Origin of the sequence: Catenovulum agarivorans DS-2 (genome assembly GCF_000568405.1) — a bacterium.
Lineage (GTDB): Bacteria > Pseudomonadota > Gammaproteobacteria > Enterobacterales > Alteromonadaceae > Catenovulum > Catenovulum agarivorans_A.
This window is the reverse complement of the sequence record NZ_ARZY01000049.1, coordinates 1-26,619: the sequence shown is the minus strand read 5'-3', so window position 1 is coordinate 26,619 and position 26,619 is coordinate 1. Positions and strand designations below refer to the sequence as shown.

Below are 26,619 nucleotides of genomic sequence, written 5' to 3'. Positions count from 1 at the left end.
TGCCAGTCCGTTGTTAACTGACTGGCATTACGCCATCGGCGGTTTTTTTGTCTGAAAATGGAAGAAGGATTAAAGTTTGAGCGTTGGCTCTTTACGTTCGAAATGACTTTTACTATTTTTATTAGTTGAGACTTCTTTAGGCTCTGTCACTTCGCTTGATTCTGTTGGCTCAGGCGCATTATCTTTGGTGATATTGACTACATTATTTGGTTGTGCGGCTGCCTTTTGTGTCGGAGAGGGTAACGCTTTGGTTTGATTAACCGACGTTCCACTTTCAACTTTTTTCAGTAGCTTTTCAATCGCAGCGTTTTGTTGGTCTATTTGTTCTTGCAAACTTTTTATTTGGTCTGAGATTTTATTTTGTCCGAAATACCAAAATAAAATAGGTCGCAGTATTAAAACAAAACTGATAACCGCCAAGATTAAAAAAAGAATGTTGAGATAAAACTTATTGTCGACTAACCATTCCATAATTTTAAAACTTCATTGGCGTAATAGGGTTATCTTGGTACTTCAAATCAACTTGATATTCAGTTTCACCTACTTTAACGAAAAAGAAGGTTTTATCGCGTTTAAATACTTCATGCAAAAATACATTTTTAACATGCGGACGTTTTTCTGGCTGCATATCAGATAGTTCAACACTATAACGGGTAACGTGAATATTTTGGTACTGTGGCGGAGTCACCAACAGTAGTTCTTTTTTGTCATCTCGAAGAGTGATTGTGCTGTTATTTACTGAATAAGTAACATTGCTGGCTTCAAACAAGAGTTGTACTCCCTTCCATTGTTGGAATTAATCATTATCTGTCACTAATCTAAGTTTAGTTTGAGAATGAAAACGCGCCAAGTATTTAGTCAAAAAAGTGTTACTAAAACATTGACTTTCATCGCTTGGCATAAGGTATCTTATGTGATTAATCAGGGCAAGCCCGTGTTTTAATAAAATTTTGATTTATCTTATTTTTTTTCTGGCTAAATTCGCCATTTTGCATTTTAATGACAATAAGCCAAAAACAAAAAGGTGTTGGCTATGTTATTGATTAAAAATGAAAATTGTTCTCGTTTTTTTATTTCCATGTCTTTGTTCGCTTGCGGTAGTTTTTCATGTATTGCTGACCAGACTTTTTCTTCTTCTGGGTACATGGAATATGCTCGAGCTGACGATTCTAGACTATTAGATGAGTTTCGCGGCGAATATGCCATCGGTTTAGATTACGCCAATTTCAGTGTTAGTGTTTGTGCTGAAGTGTTTGTCGATCGAGTATTTAAGCAAAATTACCCTGATTGGTGTGAACTGTTTGTGCGGTTCAACAATGAACAACTGTCGATTACGCTTGGACGGCAAACGTTAAATTGGAGTTTGGGGCGGTACTTTTACGTTAACGATCCTTTTGCAAAAGATTGGCAATCGCCAGCGATTGGCCGAGATAAAGGTGATATCGATGATGTAAATGATGGAGCACAACTGACATTGTTCAACTTGTTTGCTACACAATTGCAATTTGACTGGGTGTGGGCCAAGTTTGTAGCAACTAATACCTATGCGGATTTTGCGCGTGTTTCACTTGAACAAAAACATCAATTGGCACTTGAGGCTGAAGCTATTGATGACTCTGAACATATGTTTAGACTAAGTCAGCAAACGGATGCCCTCAACTGGGCTGTGTTTTACCGCACAGGTTATCAAAGGCAAGCGCAATTAACGCGTGGGCAATACCAATATAATTCACTTGAGCATTTAGGTTTTAGTATTTCCAAGCAGCTAGGCTTAGGCAAGTTTGCTTTTGAATATGGCCATTCTCGCATTGACCATATTGGTGATGAATCGCGATTTTTATTTGTGTTTGAACCCAAGTTTACCCAAGCAGATTCAGGACAGTTTTTGCGATTGCAGTGGATGAAAGACCCACAATCTAACTGGTTGGGTATCGAATATCAAAATAATCTAAATGAAAGTCAGGCTCTTGCAGTCACTCAGTTATTTTCGACCGAATTTAGATCCTTGATGTTGATGGCTCACTACAATGTCAGTTTATCTCAACACTGGTTATGGGAAATTGGTGTAAATGTCTTTGCGGGACAAGATACAGGCGCGCAGTGGGATTATTTTGCGCAGTCTTCCAATGTGTATAGTCGAATTCGCTATCAGCTGTAAAAGGCGCGCGTCCTTGCGCTCAACGTCTGACAGTTGCTTTTTTTGGGAGTCGGTTAGCGGCGAGTACTCACTTCAAACATGCCAACTAATTGTTGGAGCTTATTCGCTGTGGTATCAACTAAATTTGAGCTTGTGGCGAGTTCAGAGATTGATTTTGCCATGTTGTGGGTTACCTCTGTGACTGTTTGTGCTGTCTGGCCATTACGCGCACTGTTTTGCTCTATGACGCTAATGGTTTCGAACATGCGCTCAACAATTTGATGTAGCTCTTGGTTTTCACTCGATGCCGCTTCAGTTAATTTTAGACTTTGATCAACATCTTTGACCCCAGATTCCATGAACGAAACGGCTTCTTTAGTTTGCTGTTGTAAACCATGGATCATGCTTTGAATATCTTGAGCAGCTTCAGCTGTTCTTGCAGCTAGACCTCGTACTTCATCTGCAACAACCGAAAAGCCTCTACCATGTTCGCCTGCTCTAGCTGCTTCAATCGCAGCGTTTAAAGCAAGCAAGTTTGTTTGATTGGTAATTTCGGTAATGACGTTGATGATATTGCCGATTTCGTCCATACGACCATCAATTGACTGCACGCTTGACGCTGTTGTATCTACAATATCCCGAATTGCTTGCGTGCCAGAACGCGCATTTTGGTAATCTGTTTTAGCCTTTTCGACCACTTTCGCCATGGTGAGCTTCATGTTTTCAGCTGTTTCTGATGCTTGCAGAATAACTTGTCGTTGTTTTTGAATTAAGCTTTGCATATGTTGCATTGATTCATGCACTTGATGTGAACTGTTGTGTGCCTCTTCGTTGCGTTGCAACATGTTTTCATTGGTTTCTTTTACGTTCATCGATGCGTGAATAACCTGCCCAACGATACCGTCTAAGTTATCAATAAAACTATTGATCCAACGGCTGAGGTCTCCCGTTTCATCGTGCTTAATTCTATGTGGATCTAATCTTTGGGTTAAATTGCCTTCACCTTCTGCAATAGTTCGGATCACATTGGTCATTTCGTTAAGTCGGTTCGAAACTCGGTTTGTTCCCAGTTGCGAAAATATAAAGCAGGAAATAATCGCGCTGATTACCGTAGCGGTTGTAATCGCCCAAGTTGGTAAATCAGAAAAATTGTTTAATCCGGCATTGATGCCAACTATACAAGTGACCAAAGAAAGGTATATTTTCATTAAACTTAAATTGATTGAACGCCGGCGATACACTTCTTCTAAGTCACCTTCGCACATCATGCCCCATGTATCGGGCGACCCTTCAATTTGAAATGTAACGCCTTTACCTATTACTGGAATATGTCGATAGTCACTGTATCCAGGGTATTTCACATACAAATTTTCGCCATTGCGAATGGTTTCTCGCACACCTGGGTGTAATTGGCCTGTTGCAGGGTCGGTAAAATGGATCTCAAATTCTGTATGTTGTTTAACTCTGATAATGCCATAGCCAGAGTCTATACCTGACTTAAGGTTTTCACCATGGCTAAAAGTACTGTCTTCAAAGCGCGAGCGTGATAGTGCAACCCCAGCGGGTAGGCTAGGATCAAAAACCGAGTTCACCATAAATATATAGTTATCACCAGACTCCCGGTAAATATGCCCTGCCTCACGTTGAATTAAATCACCAATAACATCGTTTGGCACTCTACCAGTAAGCACTACTTTTTCAGTTGAATTTATCATTATAGGTAGATAAAACATCAGGGTCACTTCGTCATGAAATTTTGAAGTTGACGGGCCTATTTGTAGTGTTTCTGTGTCGGGGTAGGGACCATGAAGAAAGTTTCCGCTTAAGCCTTTCAGTAATGCTTTAGTCTGTTTGTGTTTTTGCCCTGACCTGGCTGAATAAGTAGAGCAAACAACCTCTCCTTGTTGGTTGACAATTGCGAGTTCTGAAAAGTCTGGCGCGGCTGCCAATTTACTCAATAATAGACTTTGATTGTTGGCCAATTTATCTAGATCGATTAGGTTAGCCAAAGAGGTAAGGTGTTCCCATTGATTTTGCGCCCACAGTTGAAGAATTTTGACCCGTGTAGCGGCGATGCCTTCAAATGTTTGTTCGACCGCTTGGTAAGTACTGCGGTTGACTAAACATGAATAACCTAAATTAAATTTACCATTGCTGCCAAACCAGGGTAACCAGCTTTTTTCTTTGGCGGTTAGCTGCATTGCTGAACTTTTAAGATTCATGTTTTTACCTCTTGCATGAAAATGGGAGCAATAGGGTAAAGCAACTTCGGTGCCTAGTTATTAAATGGTTTTATTAATACCAAATTAAGCTTTATGAAGATTTACTGAGAAAATGTTGAGTTTAGCTACTGAATTTATTCAGGTTTATCGAGTTAATTAAATTTAAATTTTGCACTTTTTTGGTGCGTAATTATTTTGCGTTTTATTAACGAAGCGACAAAATTAACGGCTAGATGCACTTGGGTGGAATGAAAGTTAACGTAGTTGAAACATATTTTTAACCAAGGTGGTTGTTTTAATTTGGCGCAATAGTTAGTTTTTATTCTTTTGTTTGCACCGTTTTGGTTCGTTTTTGGGGCGCGTGCCTTATGTTTGTGCTTTGTGATATTTCTTTTTGTGTTGTTTTGGTGCATTGTCGCGCTAAGCTAAGCGTTTAGCCTAGCGCTATTCTAGCTTTCGTTATTACAAGCTAGGCAGGGATTTCTGCGTTGTGATAGATTTCTTGCACATCATCACAATCGTTTAGCATATTGATGAACTTGTCAAAGTTGGCCATATCATCTTCTGAAAGCTCAACATAAGTTTGAGGGTTGAATGTGATCTCTTCGATTTCAAACTCTTCTATACCAGCTTCTTCCGCAAGAGCGGTTTTTATTTTGTAAAATTCAGTGTGGGGCGCAAGCACGGTTAACATACCGTCTTCATTTTCGATATCAGCCACGTCACAATCGGCCATAAGCAAGGCTTCTAGAATGGCTTCATCGTCTTCGCCTTTAAATGCGAATACTGCTTGGTGTTCAAACATATGAACCACTGAACCAGGCGCGCCCATTTTTGAGTCTGTTTTAGTGAAGCAGTTGCGTACATCAGCAAAAGTACGGTTTGAATTATCGGTTAAACAATCTACTATCACCATGCAGTTGCCAGGACCAAAGCCTTCGTATCTGGCAGGTTGGAAGTCTTCACCAGCACCGCCTTTAGCTTTGTCTATTGCTTTTTCTATTACATGCGCTGGTACTTGGTCTTTTTTTGCTTTATCAATTAAGCGACGCAAAGCTAGGTTAGCTTCTGGGTCTGGACTGCCGTTTTTAGCAACAACATAAATTTCTTTACCATACTTAGAATATAGTTTTGTTTTTGCGCCGTGAGTTTTCGCCATAGACGCTTTGCGGTTTTCGAAACTTCTTCCCATAACAATCTCAACTGTTAAATAATTGGCTGTATTATACTCAAGCAGCTTGATTTTGCTAGGTAGAGTCTGTGTGTAAATTCCGCTAGGTATAGGTATAATGCAGGCAAATTTATTACGTGAAGCAAATAATGATTGAATTAGGCCGCGTGCAGTCGCTTACTGTGTTAAAAGGTGCCGAGATTGGCTATTGGTTAGATGGTGAAAACTTAGGTGAAGTTTTTCTGCCACGTAAGTGGACTTTAGGCAAACCTCAAATTGGTGAAAAAGTCGATGCGTTTGTTTTTAGCGACTCTAAAGAGCGCTTGACTGCAACTATGCGTCGAGTAAAAGCGCAAGTGGGCGAGTTTGCTTGTTTAAAAGTTTCAGCATTAAGTCCGTATGGTGCCTTTTTAGATATAGGGGTTGATAAAGACGTATTAGTCCCTCTGTCAGAACAAAAACAACCGATGGAAGTTGGTCGAAGTTATTTGGTTTATGTGTATTTAGATGATGCTGGACGTATGGCCGCTTCGAATAAGACAGATCAGTATTTAAATTTAACACCTGCAAAATATTCGGCTAATCAACCGGTTAAGTTGATGATTTTAAACAAGTCAGATCTTGGATATAACGCTATTATCGAGCACAAACACGCTGGCGTTTTATATCAAAACGAAGTGTTTGAGCGCTTGAGCTTTGGCCAGTTTACCGATGGTTTTATCAAACAGGTGCGCAGTGATGGTAAAATTGATCTTATGTTGCAAAGTCATCGTGAAACTTTAGATAAATATGCCAAACAAATTTTATCTGAACTTAAGCTCGCGAATGGTTTTCTGCCGTTGCATGATAAAACCGATGCACATGTGATAAAGCAAGAATTGTCTATGAGCAAAGGCGCGTTCAAAAAAGCTATTGGTGGTTTGTATCGTCAAAAATACATACGCATCGAACGGGATGGTATTTATTTGGTTAATGATTCAGCAAAAAAATAAAAGCTACAGACATCTGTGCTGTAGCCCAAATGCCTAGTGTGTGGCTAGGCGTTATTGTGTGTAAGTGCGAGCTCTTAAAAGCTTTCTTGTAGGAATTCCGTATCGGTATAGTTAAGCTGATTTGTTGTTTGCAATTTTGCAGTATAGTGTCGGGCGCTTTTCCGTGCGATACATAATAAAACAACAACTCCGCCTGTTGCTCAAGTATAAATTGTATACTTGGGTGTAATCAATATGTTGCCAAGCATGGTAGAAAATTACCACTAAGTCAAATAATTTTTTTAAAGTGTTGGTTTTTTGTTTGCTTTTTTGTTACGGAATCGAATTTAACCGAGCGAAACTTGGGTTACCACATTCAACACAAGGGTGAATTTTTTGTGGGTGGTGAATCGGCAAGATACTCTTGCATTGACAACATTGTAGCCGACCAAACGCAATTTCTTCACCTGCTTTGTAAACCCCTTGGTGGTCTAAGTCGCTTGAGAACTCTCGCCATTCCAACTGGGTGCGGTCGGTCATTTCAGCTAAAAGCGCCCACATATTGTCTTTGACGCTGAGGTAAAACGCTGACTCATTCGCTTCTTGTTGATAGCTGTCAAAAAAGTAGGCTAAGTCGCGCTGCAAATATTGCCAAGAGTGATAAAACTCTTGTTGATGTACTTCGATACCTGTTTGCAGCCAGTTTTCTAACAAATCGACACCTTCTGCTATTGAGCGCGTTTCTTGTTCTGCACTGTCTTTTAACCATGATGAAAATTTAGCCATAAGCATTTGGTATTTATTCGCTTTCATGCTGGATTTCTCCTTAGATTCATGAGTTCTTATCCAAACTTCAGGTTTTACGACAATTTTATTTAATATTTAGTATAGATTGTTATTCGAATATTGGCGTTGTCTTTGCTGGTAAGTTATCCTATGCAGCAAAATTTAATTCGTATTAACGTAAGCTTACAGTATCCGGACAATAGTGCATGCAAGAGCAATATAACCCGCAAGAAATTGAACAGAAAGTTCAACAGTATTGGCAAGAAAACAAAGTATTTGAAGTTAAAGCAGATTCCAATAAAGAAAAATTTTACTGCTTATCTATGTTTCCATACCCAAGTGGCAAACTGCACATGGGGCACGTACGTAACTATACCATTGGTGATGTGATTAGCCGCTACCAACGTATGCTGGGTAAAAACGTTATGCAACCTATGGGTTGGGACTCTTTTGGTTTACCTGCTGAAAATGCGGCGATCAAAAACAACACAGCACCCGCAAAGTGGACCTACGAAAATATTGAGTATATGAAAAATCAGTTAAACCAACTTGGTTTTGGTTATGACTGGTCACGCGAGTTAGCAACGTGTAAGCCTGAATATTATCGTTGGGAACAATGGTTGTTCACTAAATTGTATGAAAAAGGATTAGTGTATAAAAAAATGGCGACGGTTAACTGGGATCCGGTTGACCAAACTGTTTTAGCTAACGAGCAAGTTATTGATGGTCGAGGTTGGCGTTCTGGTGCGTTAGTTGAGCGTAAAGAAATTCCACAATGGTTCGTTAAAATTACTGATTATGCACAAGAGTTGTTAGACGACTTAGATCAGTTAGATGAATGGCCAGATCAAGTAAAAGCGATGCAACGTAATTGGATTGGCCGTTCTGAAGGGGTTGAAATCGAGTTTAAGGTTAAAGACTCAGATGAAACCTTCACCGTATACACCACACGTCCAGACACCTTAATGGGCGTTACCTATGTAGCGCTTGCAGCCCAGCATCCACTTTGTTTAGCAGCTGCAAAACAAAACCCTGCACTAGCCGAGTTTATCGACCAGTGTAAAAACACCAAAACAGCGGAAGCTGATATTGCCACTATGGAGAAGCTAGGTTGTGCAACGGGCTTAACTGCAATTCACCCTATTACCGGTGAAGAAGTGCCAGTGTGGTCGGCTAATTTTGTATTGATGGATTATGGCTCGGGTGCAGTCATGTCTGTACCAGCGCATGACCAGCGTGATTATGAATTTGCCCAAAAATATCAATTAGCGATCAAGCAAGTTATTCAGCCTGCTGCCGACAGTGAGTTAACTGCGGATTTAACTAAAGAAGCTTTTACTGAAAAAGGGATTTTAATAAATTCCGGTGAATTTGATGGCTTAGATTTTGATGGTGCTTTTAAAGCAATTGCTGAAAAGCTAGCAGGAGAAGGCAAAGGCGAAGTTAAAGTTAATTTCCGTTTACGCGACTGGGGCGTTTCTCGTCAACGTTATTGGGGCTCACCGATTCCAATGCTGAATTTGGAAAATGGTGACGCGGTGCCTGTACCGGAAGATCAATTACCTGTGGTTTTACCAGAAGATGTGGTGATGGATGGTACTACTTCACCGATTAAAGCTGATCCTGAATGGGCAAAAACTCAATACAATGGCCAAGCAGCGTTTAAAGAAACAGATACGTTTGATACCTTTATGGAGTCAAGCTGGTATTACGCGCGTTATTGTTCGCCACAATATCAAGACGGCATGTTGGAGCCAACTGAAGCGAATTATTGGCTGCCAGTTGACCAATATATTGGTGGTATTGAACACGCTATTTTGCACTTGTTGTATTCACGCTTCTTCCATAAATTATTGCGTGATGTTGGTTTAGTTCAGTCAGATGAACCATTTAAAAAGTTGTTATGCCAAGGCATGGTATTGGCTGAAACTTTTTACCGTGAAGACGAAAACGGTGGTAAGTCTTGGTATTCACCTGCCGATGTTGATGTTGAATATGACGACAAAGGCCGCCCTGTAACAGCCATTTACAAAGCTGATGGTCAACCTGTACAAATTGCTGGAATGAGCAAAATGTCTAAGTCGAAAAATAACGGTATCGACCCTCAAACCGTTATTAATCAATACGGTGCCGATACTGTACGCTTGTTTATGATGTTTACAGCGCCACCAGAACAAACTTTAGAATGGGTTGATTCAGGTGTTGAAGGGGCAAATCGTTTTATTCGTCGTTTATGGCGCGCAGCGGTTGAACATACGTCCGTGGCGACTGATATCCAGCCATTAGATGTAGCAGGATTAACCAGCGCACAAAAAGCATTTCGTCGAGAGTTACATAAAACCATTGAAAAGGTCAGTGACGATATTGGTCGTCGCCAAACATTTAACACCGCGATCGCGGCTGTTATGGAGTTTATGAATAAGCTGACTAAGTTTGACGCGAAAGACCAGCAAGATCATGCACTAGTCCATGAAGCATTGAATAGCATTACCTTACTACTTGCGCCAATTACCCCGCATGTTTGTCATGAAATTTGGCATGCACTTGGTAATGAAGTTGCATTGGAAGATGCAACTTGGCCGCAAGCTGATAAAAGTGCCTTGGTTGAAGACGAGAAGTTAATTGTGGTTCAGGTTAACGGCAAATTGCGCACGAAATTCACCGTTGCCGCAGACGCTAGCCAAGAGCAAGTGCAAGAAACTGCTTTGGCCGACGAGAATGTTTCACGTTTTACTGACGGCAAAACAATCCGTAAAGTTATCTATATTCCAGGTAAACTTCTTAATATTGTTGCCAACTAATAAGTATCAAACGATGAAAGTATCGTTAAAGCATATAATTAGACAAGCCAGCATAATGCTGGCTCTGTTGTTTATTACCAGTTGTGGTTTTCAGCTGCGTGGCAGCTATGCATTGCCCGCGTCTTTGCAAAATATTTGTTTAGAGCAGGGTGAGTATAAATTGCTAGGGGATGAATTAGAGCGTCGTTTAGTGCGCTCTCGCGTTAACCTAGTTGACGCCAATTGCGCAAGCCTTAAATTGATTGACGCCAAACTAGACAGAGACGTTTTGTCCTTATTCCCAAATGCACAGGTTGCCGAATACGAGCTGATTTATTCAGTTACCTATAGTTTGCAAATGCCAGAGCAACAAATGCGATTGTTTAATGTGCAAACGGTTCGTGATTATCAAGATGATCCAGATGCGGTGTTGGCAAAATCAAAAGAAATGAAATTATTATTAGCTGAACTACGTAGGTATGCCGCAGAGCAAATTCTGTTGCAATTGGCGTCAATGGAAAACCGTTAATGCGTGTTTACTTCAATCAACTAAACCGCCAGCTCAATCAACCATTACCCAAGGTTATTATGGTATTTGGTGATGAGCCTTATCAGCAACAGCAAGCATTAGATGCGATTCGTCAACATTGCCAGCAGCAAGGTTTTGATGAGCGATTGCGCTTCAATAGTGATGAAGATTTTAGTTGGCAGTTAGTTTTAGACGAAGCCCAGGCTTTATCTTTGTTTGCAAGCAAAAAGCTTATTGAAGTGGAACTAGCCAATGCCAAGCCTGGTAAAGAAGGTGTAAAGTTTTTTAAAGATTGGTGTGCCATTACAGACAATGAACATTTGCTGATTGTTTGGGGCGGGAAGCTGGGTGCTGAGCAGACTAAGACTAAATGGTTTAAAGAGTTAGATAAACATGCGTGGTACATTCCTGTTTATGAAATAGAGCGCTCCAAGCTGCCTGATTGGTTTCGTGGGCAATTTCAGCAGCATCAACTTAATGTGACGCCGCAGGCTGCGGCATTGCTGTGTAATTTATTTGAAGGGAATTTGGCTGGCGCTGCACAAGAAGTTGCACGATTATCGCTTATTTACCCTGAACAACAAATCGATGAGGACAATGTTCGCGCCGCTGTTTCTGATCATTCCCGCTTTACTGTGTTCCAGTTAGCTGAAGATGTATTGGCGGACAATCGTAATAAAGTCGTGCAAATTATAAAGCGACTTCAAGGTGAAGAGCTTGAACCTGTTATTGTCACTTGGATGCTTCAACGAGAAGTAGACAATTTGCTCGAGTTAACTTTAGCTGGCAATCAATTTGATGCTACGTGCAAAAAACTGCGTATTTGGGACAACCGTAAAGGTTTATATCGCAAAGCACTACAACGGCTTAATCTACCTTTACTGGAAAATATTCAGCAAGCGTTGGCTCAGTTTGAAGTGGCGTACAAATCACAAGGGATTGATAATCCATATTTATTTATAGCCCATATATGTGGGTTGTTTTCGGCCAATGCACAATTGCATCGGTTTAATCAGTTGATGATTAATGAAATGGGGGAGGATTAAGTGCAAGTCCGTATCTATTATGGCGGAACCTTTAACCCTATTCACAATGGTCATTTGCAAGCTGCACTAGAAGTGACCGAATTGTTGCAGGCGCAAAAGTTACACTTTATGCCAAACTATATTCCACCACATAAAGCTAACCCAAGTGAGACTCCACAGCAGCGTTTAGCCATGTGTGAGATAGCATGCCAAATAGATGCTAGGTTTGTCGTTGATGATAGAGAGCTAACCCGTCAACAATCTTCATATACCATTGATACACTTAAGGAATTGCGATTGCAGTATGTGGATGACAGTTTGGTTTTTGTTGTTGGCATGGATTCACTTAATAGCTTGGACACGTGGGCTGACTGGCAAAGCTTAACCGACTATGCCCATCTGTTGGTTGTGCCAAGAGGAGGTTGCGAGTTGAGTTTGAATCAAGATATTGCAGCCTATTTAGCTCAAGTTGAAACACAAAGCGCTAATCGTTTGGTCGGTAGAACTCATGGCCACGTTTTTATTGCGAACACCAGTCAGCTTGAAATTTCCTCTAGTCAGATTCGACAGCGCTACCAGCAACAGCAGAATTGCTTGTGTTTACTGCCAGCTGCAGTAAATGAATATATACTTAAACATGAATTATATAAAACAGGAGATAAATCCTTTTGCAACTAGAAGAATTAAAGTCGTTTGTAGTCGACAAAATTGATGATATGAAAGGTCGAGACATTATTGAGCTCGACGTGCGTGAAAAATCTACATTTACACAATTTATGATTGTATGTTCGGGTAACTCTAAGCAGCATGTACGCTCTATTGCAAAACACGTTGCAAATGAAGCCAAGCATTCAGATTTTCGGCCACTTGGCATTGAAGGTGAAGCATTTGGTGAATGGGTGTTAGTTGATTTTGGCGATTTAGTTTTACATGTGATGGTAGAAGAGCAAAGAGACCATTACCAAATCGAAAAACTTTGGGCATGAAAATCCAGTTAATTGCCGTGGGGCAAAAAATGCCTGCTTGGGTTGAGCAAGGTTTTGTTGAATACCAAAGGCGCTTTCCGCGTGATTGTGCGTTTGAATTAGTAGAGATCCCAGCAGGAAAGCGCGGCAAAAACGCTGATATTAAGCGTATATTGGATAAAGAAGGTGAACAAATGCTTGCGGCTGTCGGTAAAGGCAATCGTATTGTCACACTTGAAGTAACAGGTAAAAGCTGGACAACGCCACAACTTGCGCAAAAGCTTGAGGCATGGATGCAAGATGGACGTGATGTAAGTTTATTAGTTGGTGGCCCAGAAGGCTTAGCGCCAGCTTGTATCGCAGCTTCAGAGCAAAAGTGGTCTTTGTCAGCGTTAACTTTGCCGCACCCAATGGTTAGAGTCATAGTTGCCGAAGGTCTGTACCGTGCATGGAGTGTAACTCAAAACCATCCTTACCATAGAGAATAAAACTTTATGTTGAATTGGCGTCGTCGAGTTGCAATTAGAGATCATCTAGCCGAAGCAAACTTGTTTGCTCGACGGGTAATTGTTGCATTGGCTATGGTTGTGGTGTTGGGTACCATATTGGCGCTAAACATGCGCACTTTGCAGGTGGACAAACACCAAGATTATCAAACTCGTGCTGACGGCAATCGAATTAAAGTACTTCCAATAGCTCCAAATAGAGGGCTAATTTACGACAGGTTTGGCCGTATCTTGGCCGAAAATAGCTCGTTCTACAGTTTAGAAATCGTCCCTGAGCAAGTGCAAGACATGCCTGCGTTATTAGCTGCGTTAGCGAAGTTGATCCCATTGGATGCAGACCTCATTGATGACTTTAATAAAAATGTTCGCCAGCAACGGCGCAAGTTTAAACCAGTTATTTTAAAGTCGCGTTTAACTGAAGAGGAAGCTGCGATAATCGCGGTTAATCAGCACAAATTGCATGGCGCGTACATTGAAGCGCGATTAAAACGCCATTACCCTTACGGCGAGTTAACCACTCATGCGATTGGATACGTTGCTAAGATTAACCAAAAAGATGCCAATAATTTAGAAATGGAAGGAAAAAGTGCCAATTATCAAGGGACGGACGATATTGGGAAATTGGGTATCGAGCGCTACTACGAAGAAATTTTGCATGGCCAAGTCGGATATCAAGAAGTTGAAGTGAATAACCGTGGGCGACCAATTCGAACATTGTCTGAGCAACCGCCCACACCTGGGCAAGATTTAGTGCTTAATTTGGATATAGAAATGCAAAAAGTAGCTAAACAAGCTTTGGGTGAGCGCCGCGGTGCCATTGTGGTATTGGATGCTAAAGATAATGGTATTTTATCTATTTATAGTAATCCTAGTTACGATCCGAATTTGTTTGTTCATGGCATCAGCAGTAAAAATTATAAAGCACTGCTTAATAACAGAGATAGACCTCTGATTAACCGTACAACCCAAGGTCGTTATCCACCCGCATCAACCATTAAACCTCATATAGGTTTGTTGGGGCTAGAATCTGGCTTGATTACCACCAAAACGCGCATTTGGGACCCAGGTTATTACCAAATTAAAGACATTGAGCATAAATATCGTGATTGGAAATCATGGGGCCATGGCTGGGTCGATATTTATAAGGCAATTGAAGAATCTTGTGATGTCTATTATTACGACTTAGCTGTGCGATTGGGGATGGATTCTATTTCTTCATTTATGAATCAATTTGGCTTTGGTGAGCTGACCGGGATAGATATCCATGAAGAAACCAGTGCAACTATGCCATCTCGCGAATGGAAGTATGGTCGTTTTCGTCAGCCATGGTACGCCGGGGATACTATTAGTATAGGGATAGGCCAAGGATATTGGACTGCAACGCCACTGCAACTGGCATTAGCAACCAGTATCTTGGCAAATGAAGGTGAACATTTCGAACCCAAACTATTAAAAAGCACTAAAACCCAAACGGGTGAATTGCCCGTGCCAGCCATTGATAGAAAACCAGTAGAAGTTGACTCTGAACGAAATTGGCAAGTAATAAAAACTGCAATGGAAGGCGTGGTTTCCAAACCAACAGGTTCTGGCTTTCGTGCCTATGATGGTGTGACTTATCCTGCAGCGGGAAAAACAGGGACTGCACAGGTGATAAGCATAGCTCAGGACGAAGAGTATGATGAAGATGAAATAGATGAACGCCATCGTGATAATGCATTGTTTGTTGGATTTGCTCCGGTTGATGACCCTAAGGTTGTTGTGGCGGTTATTATCGAAAACGTTGGTGGAGGCGGTAAAAATGCTGCACCAGTCGCTCGAACTATGATGGATTATTATTTTGCCCATTACCCGGAGAGTTTTTAATGAACGCGCAAGTTGGTCAGCAAACTGACATATTCCGCAAGTTACATATTGATGCGCCGCTATTATTGGGTTTATTGGTGCTGATGGTGGCGGGCTTATTTATTATTTATAGCGCATCGGGGCAAGATTCAGCGCTAATTACCAGACAAATTACGCGCTTGAGCATAGCCGTTGGTGTGATGATAGTGGTTGCCCAAATTCCCCCCAATTTTTATTTGCGTTGGGCCCCACCGTTATTTATTGCAGGGTGCTTACTATTAATCGCGGTGTTGCTATTTGGCTCAATGGGAAAAGGTGCGCAGCGTTGGTTAGATATTGGGGTAACCAAAATTCAGCCATCGGAAATGATGAAGCTGGCTGTGCCTATTATGATTGCTTGGTTTATTGCGCGTAAACCCTTGCCACCAACCATTGGCCATTCAGTTGCTGGATTTGCGCTTATTATGTTTCCAACCATGTTAATTGCCAAACAACCTGATTTGGGGACGTCTTTACTGATTGCTTCTTCGGGCCTCTTTGTACTATTTTTAGCAGGGTTGAGTTGGCGCGTTATCGGTGGCTTCACCATAGCCGGGTTAATTACTGCGCCGATTTTGTGGTATTTCTATATGCGTGATTATCAAAAGCAACGGGTGCTGACTTTCTTGGATCCAGAAACCGATCCATTAGGGGCGGGCTATCATATCATTCAATCTAAAATAGCAATCGGCTCAGGTGGGATGTGGGGTAAAGGTTGGTTAAAAGGCACGCAATCTCAGTTAGAGTTTCTACCAGAGCGACACACTGACTTTATCTTTGCTGTTTTTGCCGAAGAATTTGGCTGGGTCGGGGTCTTGTTATTATTAGCAATTTATTTTTATATTATTGCTAGAGGCATGATAATCGCCATTCGAGCGCCAGATGCTTTTACTAAACTACTAGCCGGCAGTATTACGCTAACCTTTTTTGTTTACGTATTTGTTAATATTGGCATGGTCTCAGGGATACTACCTGTTGTTGGTGTGCCATTACCTTTGGTTAGTTATGGTGGTACCTCTATGGTGACCATAATGGCAGGTTTTGGCATTATCATGGCAATTGGTACCCACAGACGTTTCTTACGAGATAATTAATGATGAAAACTTTGGTCGCAAACATAGGTTGGATTCGTTTTATTGGCTGCACACTGCTACTGCTAAGCGGATGCCAAGCCACTCAACAATCAGATAGCCGTTACACAATAAAACAAGATACCGCACCGACCCGAGTGCCGTTAGCACACGAAACTATAGATCCAACACCTATTTATGAGCAGCCTAGTCGAGGTGGTAATAAAAACTATACTGTTTGGGGTAAAGACTACCAAGTTTTACCAACAGCTGAAGGTTTTATCGAAACGGGGATTGCGTCATGGTATGGGAAAAAGTTTCATGGTCACCTAACTTCTAACGGTGAAGTGTATGATATGTACTCTATGAGTGCCGCGCATAAAAATTTACCTTTACCGACTTATGTGCGGGTGACTAATTTAGACAATGGCCGCAAAGCTGTGGTCAGGGTAAACGATCGAGGTCCGTTTCACCCAGGAAGAATTATTGATTTGTCTTATGCAGCTGCTTATAAATTGGGAGTAACGCAAACAGGCACAGCTAAAGTAAAAATAGAAGCATTGCACTCAGCACCTGGTTATTACATTCAAGTGGAAAAAGGTCAGCTGAAAAACACTTTAGAAGAAAAATCGACGGCAATCGCGGCTTTATTTCAGTTACCAACAAAAATTGTTGAAAACAGTGGAACTTTTCACCTAATAGCAGGGCCAATGGAAGAGCAGGCACAAGCGCAGCAGTTGGTTGCCGATTTAATTCGTAGCGGTTATGTGAATGCGCAAGAGTTCACCAATATCAGACCTGTACATGAGCTACCAGAACAAAGTCAATAAAATTGACCCTGTTATTTGTGAGTAGCTTGGGTATAATCAAGGCGCGCTAATTAGGCTTGTACCTTAATTATTTCAAACCAAAATCCAGAAATTACCAAAATTAACCATGAAAAAAATTATCAAACGTACGATTGGCATCCTCAGTATAGGGGTTAGTTTGGTGGCATTTAATGCTTCAGCTATTTTACCTAGCCCTCCAAAAGTAAACGCCAAAGGCCATATCCTAATTGATTACCACACAGGTTATGTTATCTCGAGTGACAATGCTGATATGCAGCTTGCGCCAGCATCACTCACGAAAATGATGACAAGTTATGTGATTGGTTTAGAGCTTAAAAATGGCAATATAAAAAATTCTGACTTGGTGACTATCAGCGAAAAAGCTTGGGCAAAAAACTTCCCTGAGTCATCAAAAATGTTTATTGAAGTGGGTAAACAGGTATCAGTAGAAGATTTAAATCGCGGTATTATCATTCAGTCAGGTAACGATGCTTGTGTGGCAATGGCAGAACACATTGCGGGTACTGAAGGTGCATTTGTTAGTTTAATGAATGCGCATGCTGAAAAACTCGGCATGACGGCCAGCTATTTTGAAAATAGTCACGGTTTAACTGCTCCTAACCACTTTACTTCACCTCGAGACATGGCAACTTTAGCTAAAGCGTTAATTCGTGACACGCCAGATGAATATGCCTTGTATGCGGAAAAATCTTTTACCTTTAATGGTATCAAGCAATACAACCGCAATACCTTGTTATGGGATAAAAGTTTAGATGTAGATGGGATTAAAACGGGTCATACCCAAGAGGCAGGTTATAGTTTAGTCACTTCTGCAACTAAAGGTGACATGCGGTTAATTTCGGTAGTAATGGGCGCAGATTCAGAGCGAGCTCGTAAAGACGAAAATAAAAAGTTATTAAATTATGGCTTTAGATTTTTTGAAACCATTACACCGTATGATGCTGGCACCAAATTTGCCGACCAACCAATTTGGATGGGTGACAAAGACACAGTTCGACTAGGCATTACCCAAAGCACACAAATTACCATTCCAAGAGGGCAGCGCAAAAATTTGAAAACCAATATTCAATTGGATCAAGAGCTGGTTGCGCCCGTTAAGAAAGGTACAGTGGTTGGAAAATTATTTTTACAACTTGATGGTGAAGACTTAGCCGAATATCCGTTAGTGGCATTAGAAAGCATTAACGAAGGTGGTTTGATGTCACGAGCTGTTGACTATTTAAAAATGCAGTTCAAGTAACAATTTCTAGCTGCTGTTTTTCCTGATAGCTGCGTTAAATTTGTTTGTTCGTTTTTTCCTTATAACGGCGTTAAAATAACCATAAAAAGCACAGTGAATAGTTTCACTGTGCTTTTTTGTTTTTAGCTAACCCCTCGAATACGGTATACTATCGGGTATTCTTGTCAGAACCCTCAAAAAGCGATATAGGTTGAGATGAAAACTAAGTTTGACGAATATCTAGAATTTCCTTGCCAGTTCCCTTTTAAAGTTTTAGGTACCAATGATGATAAACTCATCGAAAAAGTGGTTGCTGTCGTGCAAAAACACGCTGCTGGGGATTATCGTCCAACCAGCAAACCCAGTGCTAAAGGCAATTATCAGTCAGTTACCATTACAGTAACAGCACAAAGTAAGCAACATTTGGAAACTTTGTACAAAGATTTGGCTGATATAGATACAGTTAGAATGGTGATGTAATTGACAACAGCAAAGTCTCCACTAGCGTCAAACATCATAATCAGAGAGCTCGGTGAGTGCGACTATTTGCCTATTTGGCAGAAAATGCAAGCTTTTACCCAAACCAGAGAATCAGAGCAAACTGACGAAATTTGGTGGGTAGAGCATCCAGCGGTATTTACTCAAGGGCAAGCAGGAAAAGAAGAACACTTGCTAATGCCTGGTGATATTCCTGTCGTCAAGGTTGACCGAGGTGGTCAGGTGACTTATCACGGCCCAGGGCAATTGGTTGGATATACGTTAATTGATATTAAGCGCAAAGGTATTGGTGTGCGCACGCTCGTCAGTGCAATAGAACAAAGTATTGTTGATCTACTGCAAAGTTATGCTATCGAAGCTTATGCTAAAAAGGATGCGCCAGGTGTATATGTCAATGAACAAAAAATAGCATCTCTTGGTTTACGTATTCGCCGTGGTTGTTCGTTTCACGGTTTAGCGTTGAATGTTGCGATGGACCTTGCACCTTTCCAGCGAATCAATCCTTGTGGCTATCAAGGTTTACAAATGACACAAACTTCAGAACTCGGTGGGCCGCAGCATATTGCTGAGGCTAAACAAGCATTAACCAAACAGCTTGTGAAGCATCTTGAGTACACGAATGTAGTTGAAAAAATAGGGTTTGAAAATGAATAAACCAGTACGTCCAGTGGCTGGCGAAAAGCTACGTGATGAAGACAAAATGCGTTTGATCCCGGTTAAAGTACTGCCGACCGAAAAATCGGAAATGTTGCGCAAACCAGAATGGATCAAAATTAAATTGCCTCCCAGCAGTGAAAAAATTGAGCATATTAAACAAACTATGCGCAAAAACAATCTGCACTCGGTTTGTGAAGAAGCATCGTGCCCTAACTTGGCAGAATGTTTTAACCATGGCACAGCTACATTTATGATTTTAGGCGATATTTGTACTCGCCGTTGTCCATTTTGCGATGTTGCTCATGGCCGTCCACTTAAACCTGATGCCAATGAACCTGAGAAATTGGGTAAAACGATCGCCGAAATGAAACTTAAGTATGTGGTTATCACCTCGGTTGACCGAGATGACTTACGCGATGGTGGCGCACAACACTTTGTCGATTGTATTGATGCCATTCGCAAATATAGCCCTGAGATTAAGATAGAGGTGTTAGTCCCTGACTTTCGAGGCCGAATGGATGTCGCATTAAAAATACTTAACACTAGCCCACCAGATGTATTTAATCACAACTTAGAAACGGCTCCACGTTTGTATAAAATGGCTCGACCTGGTGCCGACTATAAGTGGTCGTTAGAGTTGCTGCGCCGTTTTAAAGAAGATAACCCAGATGTTGCGACTAAGTCTGGTTTGATGATGGGGATGGGTGAAACCAATGAAGAGATTGTGGAAGTATTAAAAGACTTGCGTGAGCACAATGTAGATATGCTTACCTTGGGTCAATACCTGCAACCTTCTCGCCACCATTTACCAGTTAAGCGTTACGTCCATCCCAAAGAGTTTGATGAGCTTGACGGTATCGCTAAAGACCTAGGTTTTAGTCACGCAGCTTGTGGCCCTATGGTGCGTTCAAGTTACCATGCTGATAAACAAGCCGCAGGTGAAGAAGTTAAATAGTCAAATTCATTGACTATTTAACTTAGTTTCACAAATCGTAAATTGGCGTCTACACTCAAACTAGCTAAAAATTAGAAAGAGAGTGTGGATGCTGTTATCGCTGAAAAACGCTATTTCAACTCACCTTAACAGGCCTTGCTTAGTTGCTGCGAGTCAGTTGCTTTTTGCTTGTGCATTTATACCTTGCCCAACTTTCGCTAACAGTAAAATTGAAACTATTGAGGTGGTTTCACAGCATAAAAAAGAAAACCTACAGTCAACGCCACTGTCAGTATCCGCGTTAGGTAAATTGCAACTTGAACGCAATGAATTGCATAGTTTAACTGATATTGAAACTCATGTGCCGGGGTTGTCGCTTGGCTCTATCAACCTGATTCAGCCGCAAATTTACATTAGAGGCATTGGCTCAAATGATGATTCCGCTGCAGGCGATAGTTCTGTTGCTGTGTTTGTTGATCAGGTTTACCTTAACCGAATGTCGAGCGTGTATGTCAACAGCTTTGATTTGCAAAGCATAGAGGTGCTTAGAGGGCCCCAGGGTACCTTATATGGTAAAAATGGCGTAGGTGGGGTGATACACTTTATCCGTAATAAACCTAGCTTGCAGGATGAACTTAAAGTTCGAGTCGGTGCTGGTAACTTTGGCCAAAAAAATTTAGATTTCGTCATAAATAAACAACTCACTGAGCAAGTGGCAACAAGGGTGTCGTTTGGTAAAAAGCAGCGAGATGGCTATGTTAACAACCCTGCTGCAAATGCAATGTTCTCAAACGAGGCGCAAACATCGATGCATGCTCAATTGGCGCTTTATCTGGGTGCAAACCATATAAACTTGGCTGTTGAGCATACCGAGGTAGAGCAAAACGCAATCGGACATACAGTAACCGGCGGTGGTTTAGGCCAAGTCATTTCATTGACACAACCAAAGGTGTTCAACAGCTTTTATCAGACCCTTTCTGCAGATGAAGGTCGAGCCAACAATCAAATATCCGGTATGCAAGTCACATGGCAGCATCAACAGGATAACTTCGAGCTGCAATCAATTAGTGCGTTCAAGCGCTCTAACAGTGATTTGTTGGAGCCACTCACTGGAGCGGATATCGAATATAGCGACTTTTTTGCCGCAACAATTTTAATTGATGAAGAAGCTGAGCAATTAAGCCAAGAGTTTCGCCTGCTCAGCCCTCAATCAACTGAGAGCAAATTTAATTGGCTAGCAGGTGTGTATTGGATGGATAGCCAAGCTCGCCGACAGGAATATTATGGTTTCGATTTGGGGAGCATGATGCTTTCGACACCTGACAGGCCTGTTCCAGCTGGAACGGTCGTTTCGACAGCGTCGAATAATATTCAAGACTCGGATAACCTCACTTATGCAGCTTATTTCAATCTAGATTATGCGTTCAATTCAATTCATACATTGTCTATTGGCTATCGCTTGGGTTATGAGCAGAAAAAAGTCGAACAAATGGCTGATCAAGTTGATGGTTTGATTATCCATCAGGCTTATCAAACTGACAGTCAGCGCAGTTTTAATGCGGACACGTTGCAGCTGATGTTAGCCAATCGGTGGTTGCCAAATGTATATACTTATATGCGCTACGCCCAAGGATACAAAAGTGGCGGTTTCCAAGGCGTCGCGCCAACCAAAGCGGATGCGGAAAAAGGTTTTGCGCCTGAATATGCCGATAACTATGAAATTGGCGTTAAATCAGATTGGTGGCGCAATCAATTACGACTGAACGCTGCTGTTTTTTATACAGACTATCAAAACTTACAAGTTTTGTTGCAGCGACAATCCCAAGCCCCAGTCAGTCCAATCTCGGTGGAAAATGCAGCTGCGGCCTCAAGCAAAGGCATAGAGTTGGAGTGGGTGCTTGCCCCGAAAATTCTGCCTAACTGGAATTTAAGTGGGCACTTAGCTCTGTTGAATGCTCGGTATGAGGATTTTAAAGGCAATACCCAAGTGAACGGCAACAAACTTAGAAATGCACCTAAAACCTCTTATGCATTGAATTTGAGTTATTACCCGAATTGGTTTTCTAAATATCAGCTAGAATGGCATGCAAGTTATCGCTATAAAGGCACAACTTATCAAGAACCTGAAAACTTATCCGCCTCGTCTATACCTGGGTATCATTTACTGAGTAGTAAATTCCGCTTTAAACCAACAAGCGATAATTGGCTAATTGATCTGTGGGTGGAGAACTTAACGGATGAAAAATATTATATACATAAATTTGCTTCGCCAACTTCAACAGGCACATTAGCCGTCATTTCTACACCAGCAAGACCACGCAACTGGGGGGTGAAATTAACTTACCAGTGGTAAATATTAACCATCTTGTTCATAGTTTAAGCAAACAAACCGAAAAAATGACTATTTCGCAAAAAATAGAATAAATTGGTTGACTTACCCCCTCAAAATCCGTTTAATACACGCCCGCAGCAGCTTGAAGCTTAAGATGCTGATTAGATAAGTGCCCAGATAGCTCAGTCGGTAGAGCAGGGGATTGAAAATCCCCGTGTCGGTGGTTCGATTCCGCCTCTGGGCACCACTTATCTGCAAAGTTTTTAAATGTGCCGACTTAGCTCAGTTGGTAGAGCAACTGACTTGTAATCAGTAGGTCGCCAGTTCGATTCCGGCAGTCGGCACCATTTAAAACTTAGTTAAGCCCAGATAGCTCAGTCGGTAGAGCAGGGGATTGAAAATCCCCGTGTCGGTGGTTCGATTCCGCCTCTGGGCACCATTTTTTCTCCCTTATCACTCTAATTTTCAAGATAAAATTTACAAAGCAACCTAGCTGATCTTCACTGATATTTCTTACGTATAACCTTAAATTTTCGCCCGTTGTTTTGGCACTTTCTATTTGAACACCTAGACTTAAAGCTAGCCGGTACAGCTACATTCTCCAACAAAATTTGAGGTGACCATGCAATATCCTTGGATTACAAAATCAAACCGTATCTTTATTGGTGTATTGATTGGACAATTTCTCCTATCTTATATAGTCGCTTTTTACACTTCTACTTGGCTAGAAGCTACATTTATTGGGCTAGCTATTATTGCCCTACCGCTATTCTTAATTTTTAGCCAACCATTTGCTGCTGTTACTCGGCACTGTGTTGCAATTGCGATACAACTGTTTGCTGCACTACATATTCATCAAGCTCAGGGCTTGATTGAAATACATTTTGAGATATTTGTTTTGTTGGCGTTTTTAAGTTTCTATCGTGATTGGAGAGTTATTCTATCGAGTGTACTCGTCGTAGCCATTCATCACATAAGCTTTTTTATCTTGCAAAGTCAGGGGGTGGGTGTATTTATTTTTGAGCCATCTCATGTCTATTTTTATATTTTGGTTATCCATGCATTGTTTGCAATTACCGAAGCTGCTCTGCTCATGTTTGTCGCTAAAGTGAGTTACGCAGAAGCCAAAGCGAGTTTGCAAATGACAGAGACAATTAAAAAGATTCTGCAAACACAAGGCTCATTTAATTTGTCGGTTGAGTTGGATAGCCACAACAAGCAATTAAAAGGCTTTAACCAGCTGATATCTTCATTCCAACAATTTATCTCAAGTGTTAGTGCAGTAAACAAAGATGTCACAACATTGTCAAAGCAGGTGGCAGAGGTCTCGCGAAATGTTGAGCAAGCAACGGCTAATACCAACGAGCAAGTTAACATGATAGCAACCGCAACCGAAGAGATGACAGTGGCCAATTCGGATGTTGCTGAACGAGCTGCAGATATGAACTCTTTTAGTCAAACCGCGTTAGCCAAAGCAAATGCAGCTAACAAAGTGATCACTAGTGGTAGTAATGAAATGGCTGGATTAAGAGAGCAATTAACTAACGCTGCTGAAACCATTGATTCTTTAGCGTCGAAGTGTGGCCAAATAAATGAGGTGATGGAAGCTATCCGCACTATCTCAGAGCAAACCAATTTATTGGCGTTAAACGCGGCAATAGAAAGCGCACGAGCCGGAGAGCACGGCAGAGGTTTTGCCGTTGTCGCAGATGAAGTTCGCCAATTGGCGATGAGTACGCGCGAAAATACCGAACAAATCAGCGGCATTATTACAACGCTAATTACCGATGCCCAACAATCTGTCGAACAAATGAATGAGTGTAAAGAACGAGCGTCATCAGCTGATAATATTTCGTTTAATGCTAAATCCGAAATCGAACAGGTAGTTAAAGATATTGCAAACATATCAGAGAACATTGCTTACGTAGCAACCGCAATAGAACAACAAAGCACCGCTTCGCAAAGCATTTCACGCTCCACTCAAGCGTTATCTTCTACTTCTGAAGAGTTGAAAAATTATAGCGATACCGCGGGTGAAACCTTTGCGTTGTTACATAAAAACATTGAAGAGCTTGACCAACAAATTGCGCGTTTTAAAGTTTAAGCCTGTACATATATTTGTGTTTGTTTGGGCGAGTGTACTTCTTGCTTGCATTGTGTACTTGTCTAATTTACGTATGGGCCTTTTCGACCCGAATAACCAATTAACTCTGCTTGCGGCTCAATCTGATTTTGAGGACAGGTTTGTCATGCATTTAACACAGCATGGTATTAATACGCAGCAATCTGTTGTGCATTTTTATACTCAAAATCAATGTTATTGTCAGTCAGTTGCCGACCTGCACATTGATTCTGTGGTCGAATTAGCGCAAGTGCAGGGATACGATAATATTCAGGTGGAATTAGACCAGTCCACTAACATCGCGACGTTTATTCCGTCGACACCTGCTGTTGCTGTTTTCAATCAACAAGGCCGTTTAGTTTATTTTGGGCCTTATGCGACCGGGTTATTTTGTGCTCCACAACAGGGGATTGTCGAAGACTACATTGGTCCAACAACCGAATACTTCGGACCAACTATTATTACCGATGCCCAAGGGTGTTATTGCTATGATACGCCACCTTTTGCTTGGTAAACCAAGTTTCTGATTTAGATTCTAGATCAAGTCGCTCATTTCCGTTATTTGCTCATCTTCAATCGCTATGTCTTGTACACATACCAAACAAGCTGCAGGAAATTGTTTAACTGTAGATGAATATCTAGAGTACTTTTAGGCTCTATGTCTATGATGAGGTAGAATACTCCTGTGCTGGATCCCCATAGCTCTAAAACAATGCGAAATATGAAAAAATGTCTGTAAAAAACGAAGATTTAAATGAAGTGAATACTGCGGCTAACCCCAATAAAATTACTGTCTCTAAAGGCTCTAAAGTCGATCACACCTTCAGCATTGCCCCCATGCTGGACTGGACCGATCGCCATTGTCGCTATTTTTATCGTGTTATGTCTCAACATGCTGTTTTATACACTGAAATGGTTACCACAGGCGCGATTTTATTCGGTAAAGGTGATTACCTAAAGTTCGATAAGGCTGAGCACCCTGTTGTATTGCAGCTTGGTGGCAGTGATGCCTCTGACATGACTAAATCTGCGATTAAGGCACAAGAATATGGTTATGATGAAATAAACATTAATGTAGGCTGTCCGTCAGATCGAGTGCAAAATGGTATGTTTGGTGCGTGTTTAATGGCTAAACCAGAATTGGTCGCGGATTGTGTTAAAGCTATGCAGGCTAAAGTGGATATTCCCGTGACAGTTAAAACCCGTATTGGCATTGATGACAGTGATGATTACGCTTTTTTACAAAGCTTTGTAGAGCAGGTAGCTGATGCGGGTTGTGAACATTTTATTGTGCATGCACGTAAAGCTTGGTTGCAAGGTTTAAGCCCAAAACAAAACCGTGAAGTACCGCCGTTAAATTACCCCAGAGTGTATCAACTTAAGCAGGAATTTCCTGAGCTACAAATTAGCATTAATGGTGGTATTGAAACTTTTGAGCATGTGGATGAACATTTACAGCATATTGACGGTGTAATGTTGGGTCGTGCGGTTTATCAAAACCCTTATATGTTAGCTGAACTGGACGCTAAGCTGTTTTCTTGTGCTCAACCTATACTTTCGCGTCGTCAAGTAGTGGAAGCTATGTATCCCTATATAGAGCGCGAAACAGCGGTTTCAGATACTGGTTATCAAACAACCGCTTGGCATATTGCACGGCATATGTTGGGATTGTTTAATGGTCAACCAAATGCGCGTATGTGGCGACGTTATTTAAGTGAAAACGCGCGTAAGTATCCGCATGGTATTGAAGTGTTTGAACGCGCCTTTGCTGCTATGGAAGGGTAACATGTAGCAGCGCAACAATTAGGTAAAGAAAATTGGTATCAAAATTATCAGGTAGAGGTTTGTGAAATTTTGCGTAGCTATAAAGGTTAGCATTTTTGACTAACAGGTTTTGAAACACTATCGCCAATAAACAAAAAACCCAGCGCCAGCTTAATGCCAGTCAGTTAACAACGGACTG

24 protein-coding genes and 3 tRNA genes are annotated in these 26,619 nt (G+C 41.3%); 22 read left to right on the top strand and 5 right to left on the bottom strand.

From position 1 onward, the window contains the following. Positions 1–69: 69 nt before the first annotated feature. Entirely contained in the window at positions 70–471 is a 402-nt protein-coding gene (locus tag DS2_RS17855; protein WP_035016345.1) for a hypothetical protein, read from the bottom strand. 4 nt (positions 472–475) lie between these two features. Beyond that, a complete protein-coding gene (locus DS2_RS17850; protein ID WP_035016343.1) occupies positions 476–769 on the bottom strand; it encodes a hypothetical protein in 294 nt (97 codons plus the stop codon). Positions 770–1,033: 264 nt separating this feature from the next. On the opposite strand from DS2_RS17850, the gene DS2_RS17845 reads away from it, so the two are divergent. After that, positions 1,034–2,158, top strand: a complete 1,125-nt coding sequence (locus DS2_RS17845; protein WP_152537644.1) for a hypothetical protein — start codon at positions 1,034–1,036, stop codon at positions 2,156–2,158. A 53-nt stretch (positions 2,159–2,211) separates the two neighbouring features. Here DS2_RS17845 and DS2_RS17840 read toward each other — a convergent pair whose 3' ends face one another. Continuing rightward, positions 2,212–4,359, bottom strand: coding sequence for a methyl-accepting chemotaxis protein (locus DS2_RS17840; RefSeq protein WP_035016341.1), 2,148 nt, complete (start codon positions 4,357–4,359; stop codon positions 2,212–2,214). Between the two features lie 469 nt (positions 4,360–4,828). Further along, positions 4,829–5,551, bottom strand: a complete 723-nt coding sequence (locus DS2_RS17830) for a YebC/PmpR family DNA-binding transcriptional regulator (protein ID WP_035016338.1) — start codon at positions 5,549–5,551, stop codon at positions 4,829–4,831. A gap of 128 nt (positions 5,552–5,679) precedes the next feature. Between DS2_RS17830 and DS2_RS17825 the strand changes: the two genes are divergently transcribed. Continuing rightward, positions 5,680–6,522 (top strand): S1 RNA-binding domain-containing protein, encoded by an 843-nt coding sequence (locus tag DS2_RS17825; protein ID WP_035016337.1) that lies wholly within the window; start codon positions 5,680–5,682, stop codon positions 6,520–6,522. 312 nt (positions 6,523–6,834) lie between these two features. On the opposite strand, the gene DS2_RS17820 is transcribed toward DS2_RS17825, so the two are convergent. Next, a complete protein-coding gene (locus DS2_RS17820; RefSeq protein WP_035016336.1) occupies positions 6,835–7,314 on the bottom strand; it encodes a zinc ribbon-containing protein in 480 nt (159 codons plus the stop codon). A 179-nt stretch (positions 7,315–7,493) separates the two neighbouring features. Between DS2_RS17820 and leuS the strand changes: the two genes are divergently transcribed. The 20 genes from leuS (at position 7,494) to dusA (ending at position 26,441) form a co-directional block, all read left to right on the top strand. After that, a complete protein-coding gene (gene leuS, locus DS2_RS17815; protein WP_035016335.1) occupies positions 7,494–10,088 on the top strand; it encodes a leucine--tRNA ligase in 2,595 nt (864 codons plus the stop codon). Between the two features lie 13 nt (positions 10,089–10,101). Then, positions 10,102–10,596: an LPS assembly lipoprotein LptE gene (gene lptE, locus DS2_RS17810; protein WP_035016333.1), complete on the top strand. Its 495-nt coding sequence runs from the start codon at positions 10,102–10,104 to the stop codon at positions 10,594–10,596. Further along, positions 10,596–11,642 carry a DNA polymerase III subunit delta gene (gene holA / locus DS2_RS17805; protein ID WP_035016331.1) on the top strand — a complete coding sequence of 349 codons (1,047 nt, stop codon included), beginning with the start codon at positions 10,596–10,598 and terminating at the stop codon, positions 11,640–11,642. The genes lptE and holA overlap by 1 nt, the downstream gene beginning before the upstream one ends. Next, positions 11,643–12,299 (top strand): nicotinate-nucleotide adenylyltransferase, encoded by a 657-nt coding sequence (gene nadD / locus DS2_RS17800; RefSeq protein WP_035016330.1) that lies wholly within the window; start codon positions 11,643–11,645, stop codon positions 12,297–12,299. It begins immediately after the preceding gene. Further along, on the top strand, positions 12,290–12,607 hold the full coding sequence (gene rsfS, locus DS2_RS17795) for a ribosome silencing factor (RefSeq protein ID WP_035016329.1): 318 nt from the start codon (positions 12,290–12,292) through the stop codon (positions 12,605–12,607). Before nadD ends, rsfS begins: the two co-directional genes overlap by 10 nt. Continuing rightward, positions 12,604–13,074, top strand: coding sequence for a 23S rRNA (pseudouridine(1915)-N(3))-methyltransferase RlmH (gene rlmH / locus DS2_RS17790; protein ID WP_035016328.1), 471 nt, complete (start codon positions 12,604–12,606; stop codon positions 13,072–13,074). Before rsfS ends, rlmH begins: the two co-directional genes overlap by 4 nt. A 6-nt stretch (positions 13,075–13,080) precedes the next feature. Beyond that, the gene (gene mrdA, locus DS2_RS17785) at positions 13,081–14,955 is read left to right on the top strand and encodes a penicillin-binding protein 2 (protein WP_035016327.1); all 1,875 of its coding nucleotides are present in this window, start codon (positions 13,081–13,083) and stop codon (positions 14,953–14,955) included. Continuing rightward, positions 14,955–16,067, top strand: a complete 1,113-nt coding sequence (rodA, locus tag DS2_RS17780) for a rod shape-determining protein RodA (protein WP_035016326.1) — start codon at positions 14,955–14,957, stop codon at positions 16,065–16,067. The genes mrdA and rodA overlap by 1 nt, the downstream gene beginning before the upstream one ends. Then, positions 16,067–16,873, top strand: coding sequence for a septal ring lytic transglycosylase RlpA family protein (locus DS2_RS17775; RefSeq protein ID WP_419177454.1), 807 nt, complete (start codon positions 16,067–16,069; stop codon positions 16,871–16,873). The genes rodA and DS2_RS17775 overlap by 1 nt, the downstream gene beginning before the upstream one ends. A gap of 106 nt (positions 16,874–16,979) precedes the next feature. After that, the gene (locus tag DS2_RS17770) at positions 16,980–18,134 is read left to right on the top strand and encodes a serine hydrolase (RefSeq protein ID WP_035016325.1); all 1,155 of its coding nucleotides are present in this window, start codon (positions 16,980–16,982) and stop codon (positions 18,132–18,134) included. A gap of 195 nt (positions 18,135–18,329) precedes the next feature. Continuing rightward, positions 18,330–18,593, top strand: coding sequence for a DUF493 family protein YbeD (ybeD, locus tag DS2_RS17765; protein ID WP_035016324.1), 264 nt, complete (start codon positions 18,330–18,332; stop codon positions 18,591–18,593). Beyond that, complete coding sequence (lipB, locus tag DS2_RS17760; protein ID WP_035016323.1) at positions 18,594–19,265, top strand: lipoyl(octanoyl) transferase LipB; 672 nt, start codon at positions 18,594–18,596, stop codon at positions 19,263–19,265. Beyond that, a complete protein-coding gene (gene lipA, locus DS2_RS17755; protein ID WP_035016321.1) occupies positions 19,258–20,223 on the top strand; it encodes a lipoyl synthase in 966 nt (321 codons plus the stop codon). Before lipB ends, lipA begins: the two co-directional genes overlap by 8 nt. 88 nt (positions 20,224–20,311) lie before the next feature. Beyond that, the gene (locus DS2_RS17750; RefSeq protein ID WP_035016320.1) at positions 20,312–22,555 is read left to right on the top strand and encodes a TonB-dependent receptor; all 2,244 of its coding nucleotides are present in this window, start codon (positions 20,312–20,314) and stop codon (positions 22,553–22,555) included. A 150-nt stretch (positions 22,556–22,705) separates the two neighbouring features. Beyond that, positions 22,706–22,781: transfer RNA gene (locus DS2_RS17745), tRNA-Phe, on the top strand. A 24-nt stretch (positions 22,782–22,805) separates the two neighbouring features. Then, positions 22,806–22,881, top strand: a tRNA-Thr gene (locus tag DS2_RS17740). A gap of 16 nt (positions 22,882–22,897) precedes the next feature. Next, a tRNA-Phe gene (locus DS2_RS17735) sits at positions 22,898–22,973 on the top strand. Between the two features lie 183 nt (positions 22,974–23,156). Continuing rightward, positions 23,157–24,638 (top strand): methyl-accepting chemotaxis protein, encoded by a 1,482-nt coding sequence (locus DS2_RS17730; RefSeq protein WP_035016319.1) that lies wholly within the window; start codon positions 23,157–23,159, stop codon positions 24,636–24,638. A 58-nt stretch (positions 24,639–24,696) separates the two neighbouring features. Further along, positions 24,697–25,170 (top strand): DUF6436 domain-containing protein, encoded by a 474-nt coding sequence (locus DS2_RS17725; protein ID WP_152537643.1) that lies wholly within the window; start codon positions 24,697–24,699, stop codon positions 25,168–25,170. Positions 25,171–25,385: 215 nt separating this feature from the next. Further along, positions 25,386–26,441: a tRNA dihydrouridine(20/20a) synthase DusA gene (gene dusA / locus DS2_RS17720; protein ID WP_152537642.1), complete on the top strand. Its 1,056-nt coding sequence runs from the start codon at positions 25,386–25,388 to the stop codon at positions 26,439–26,441. Positions 26,442–26,619 lie beyond the last annotated feature (178 nt).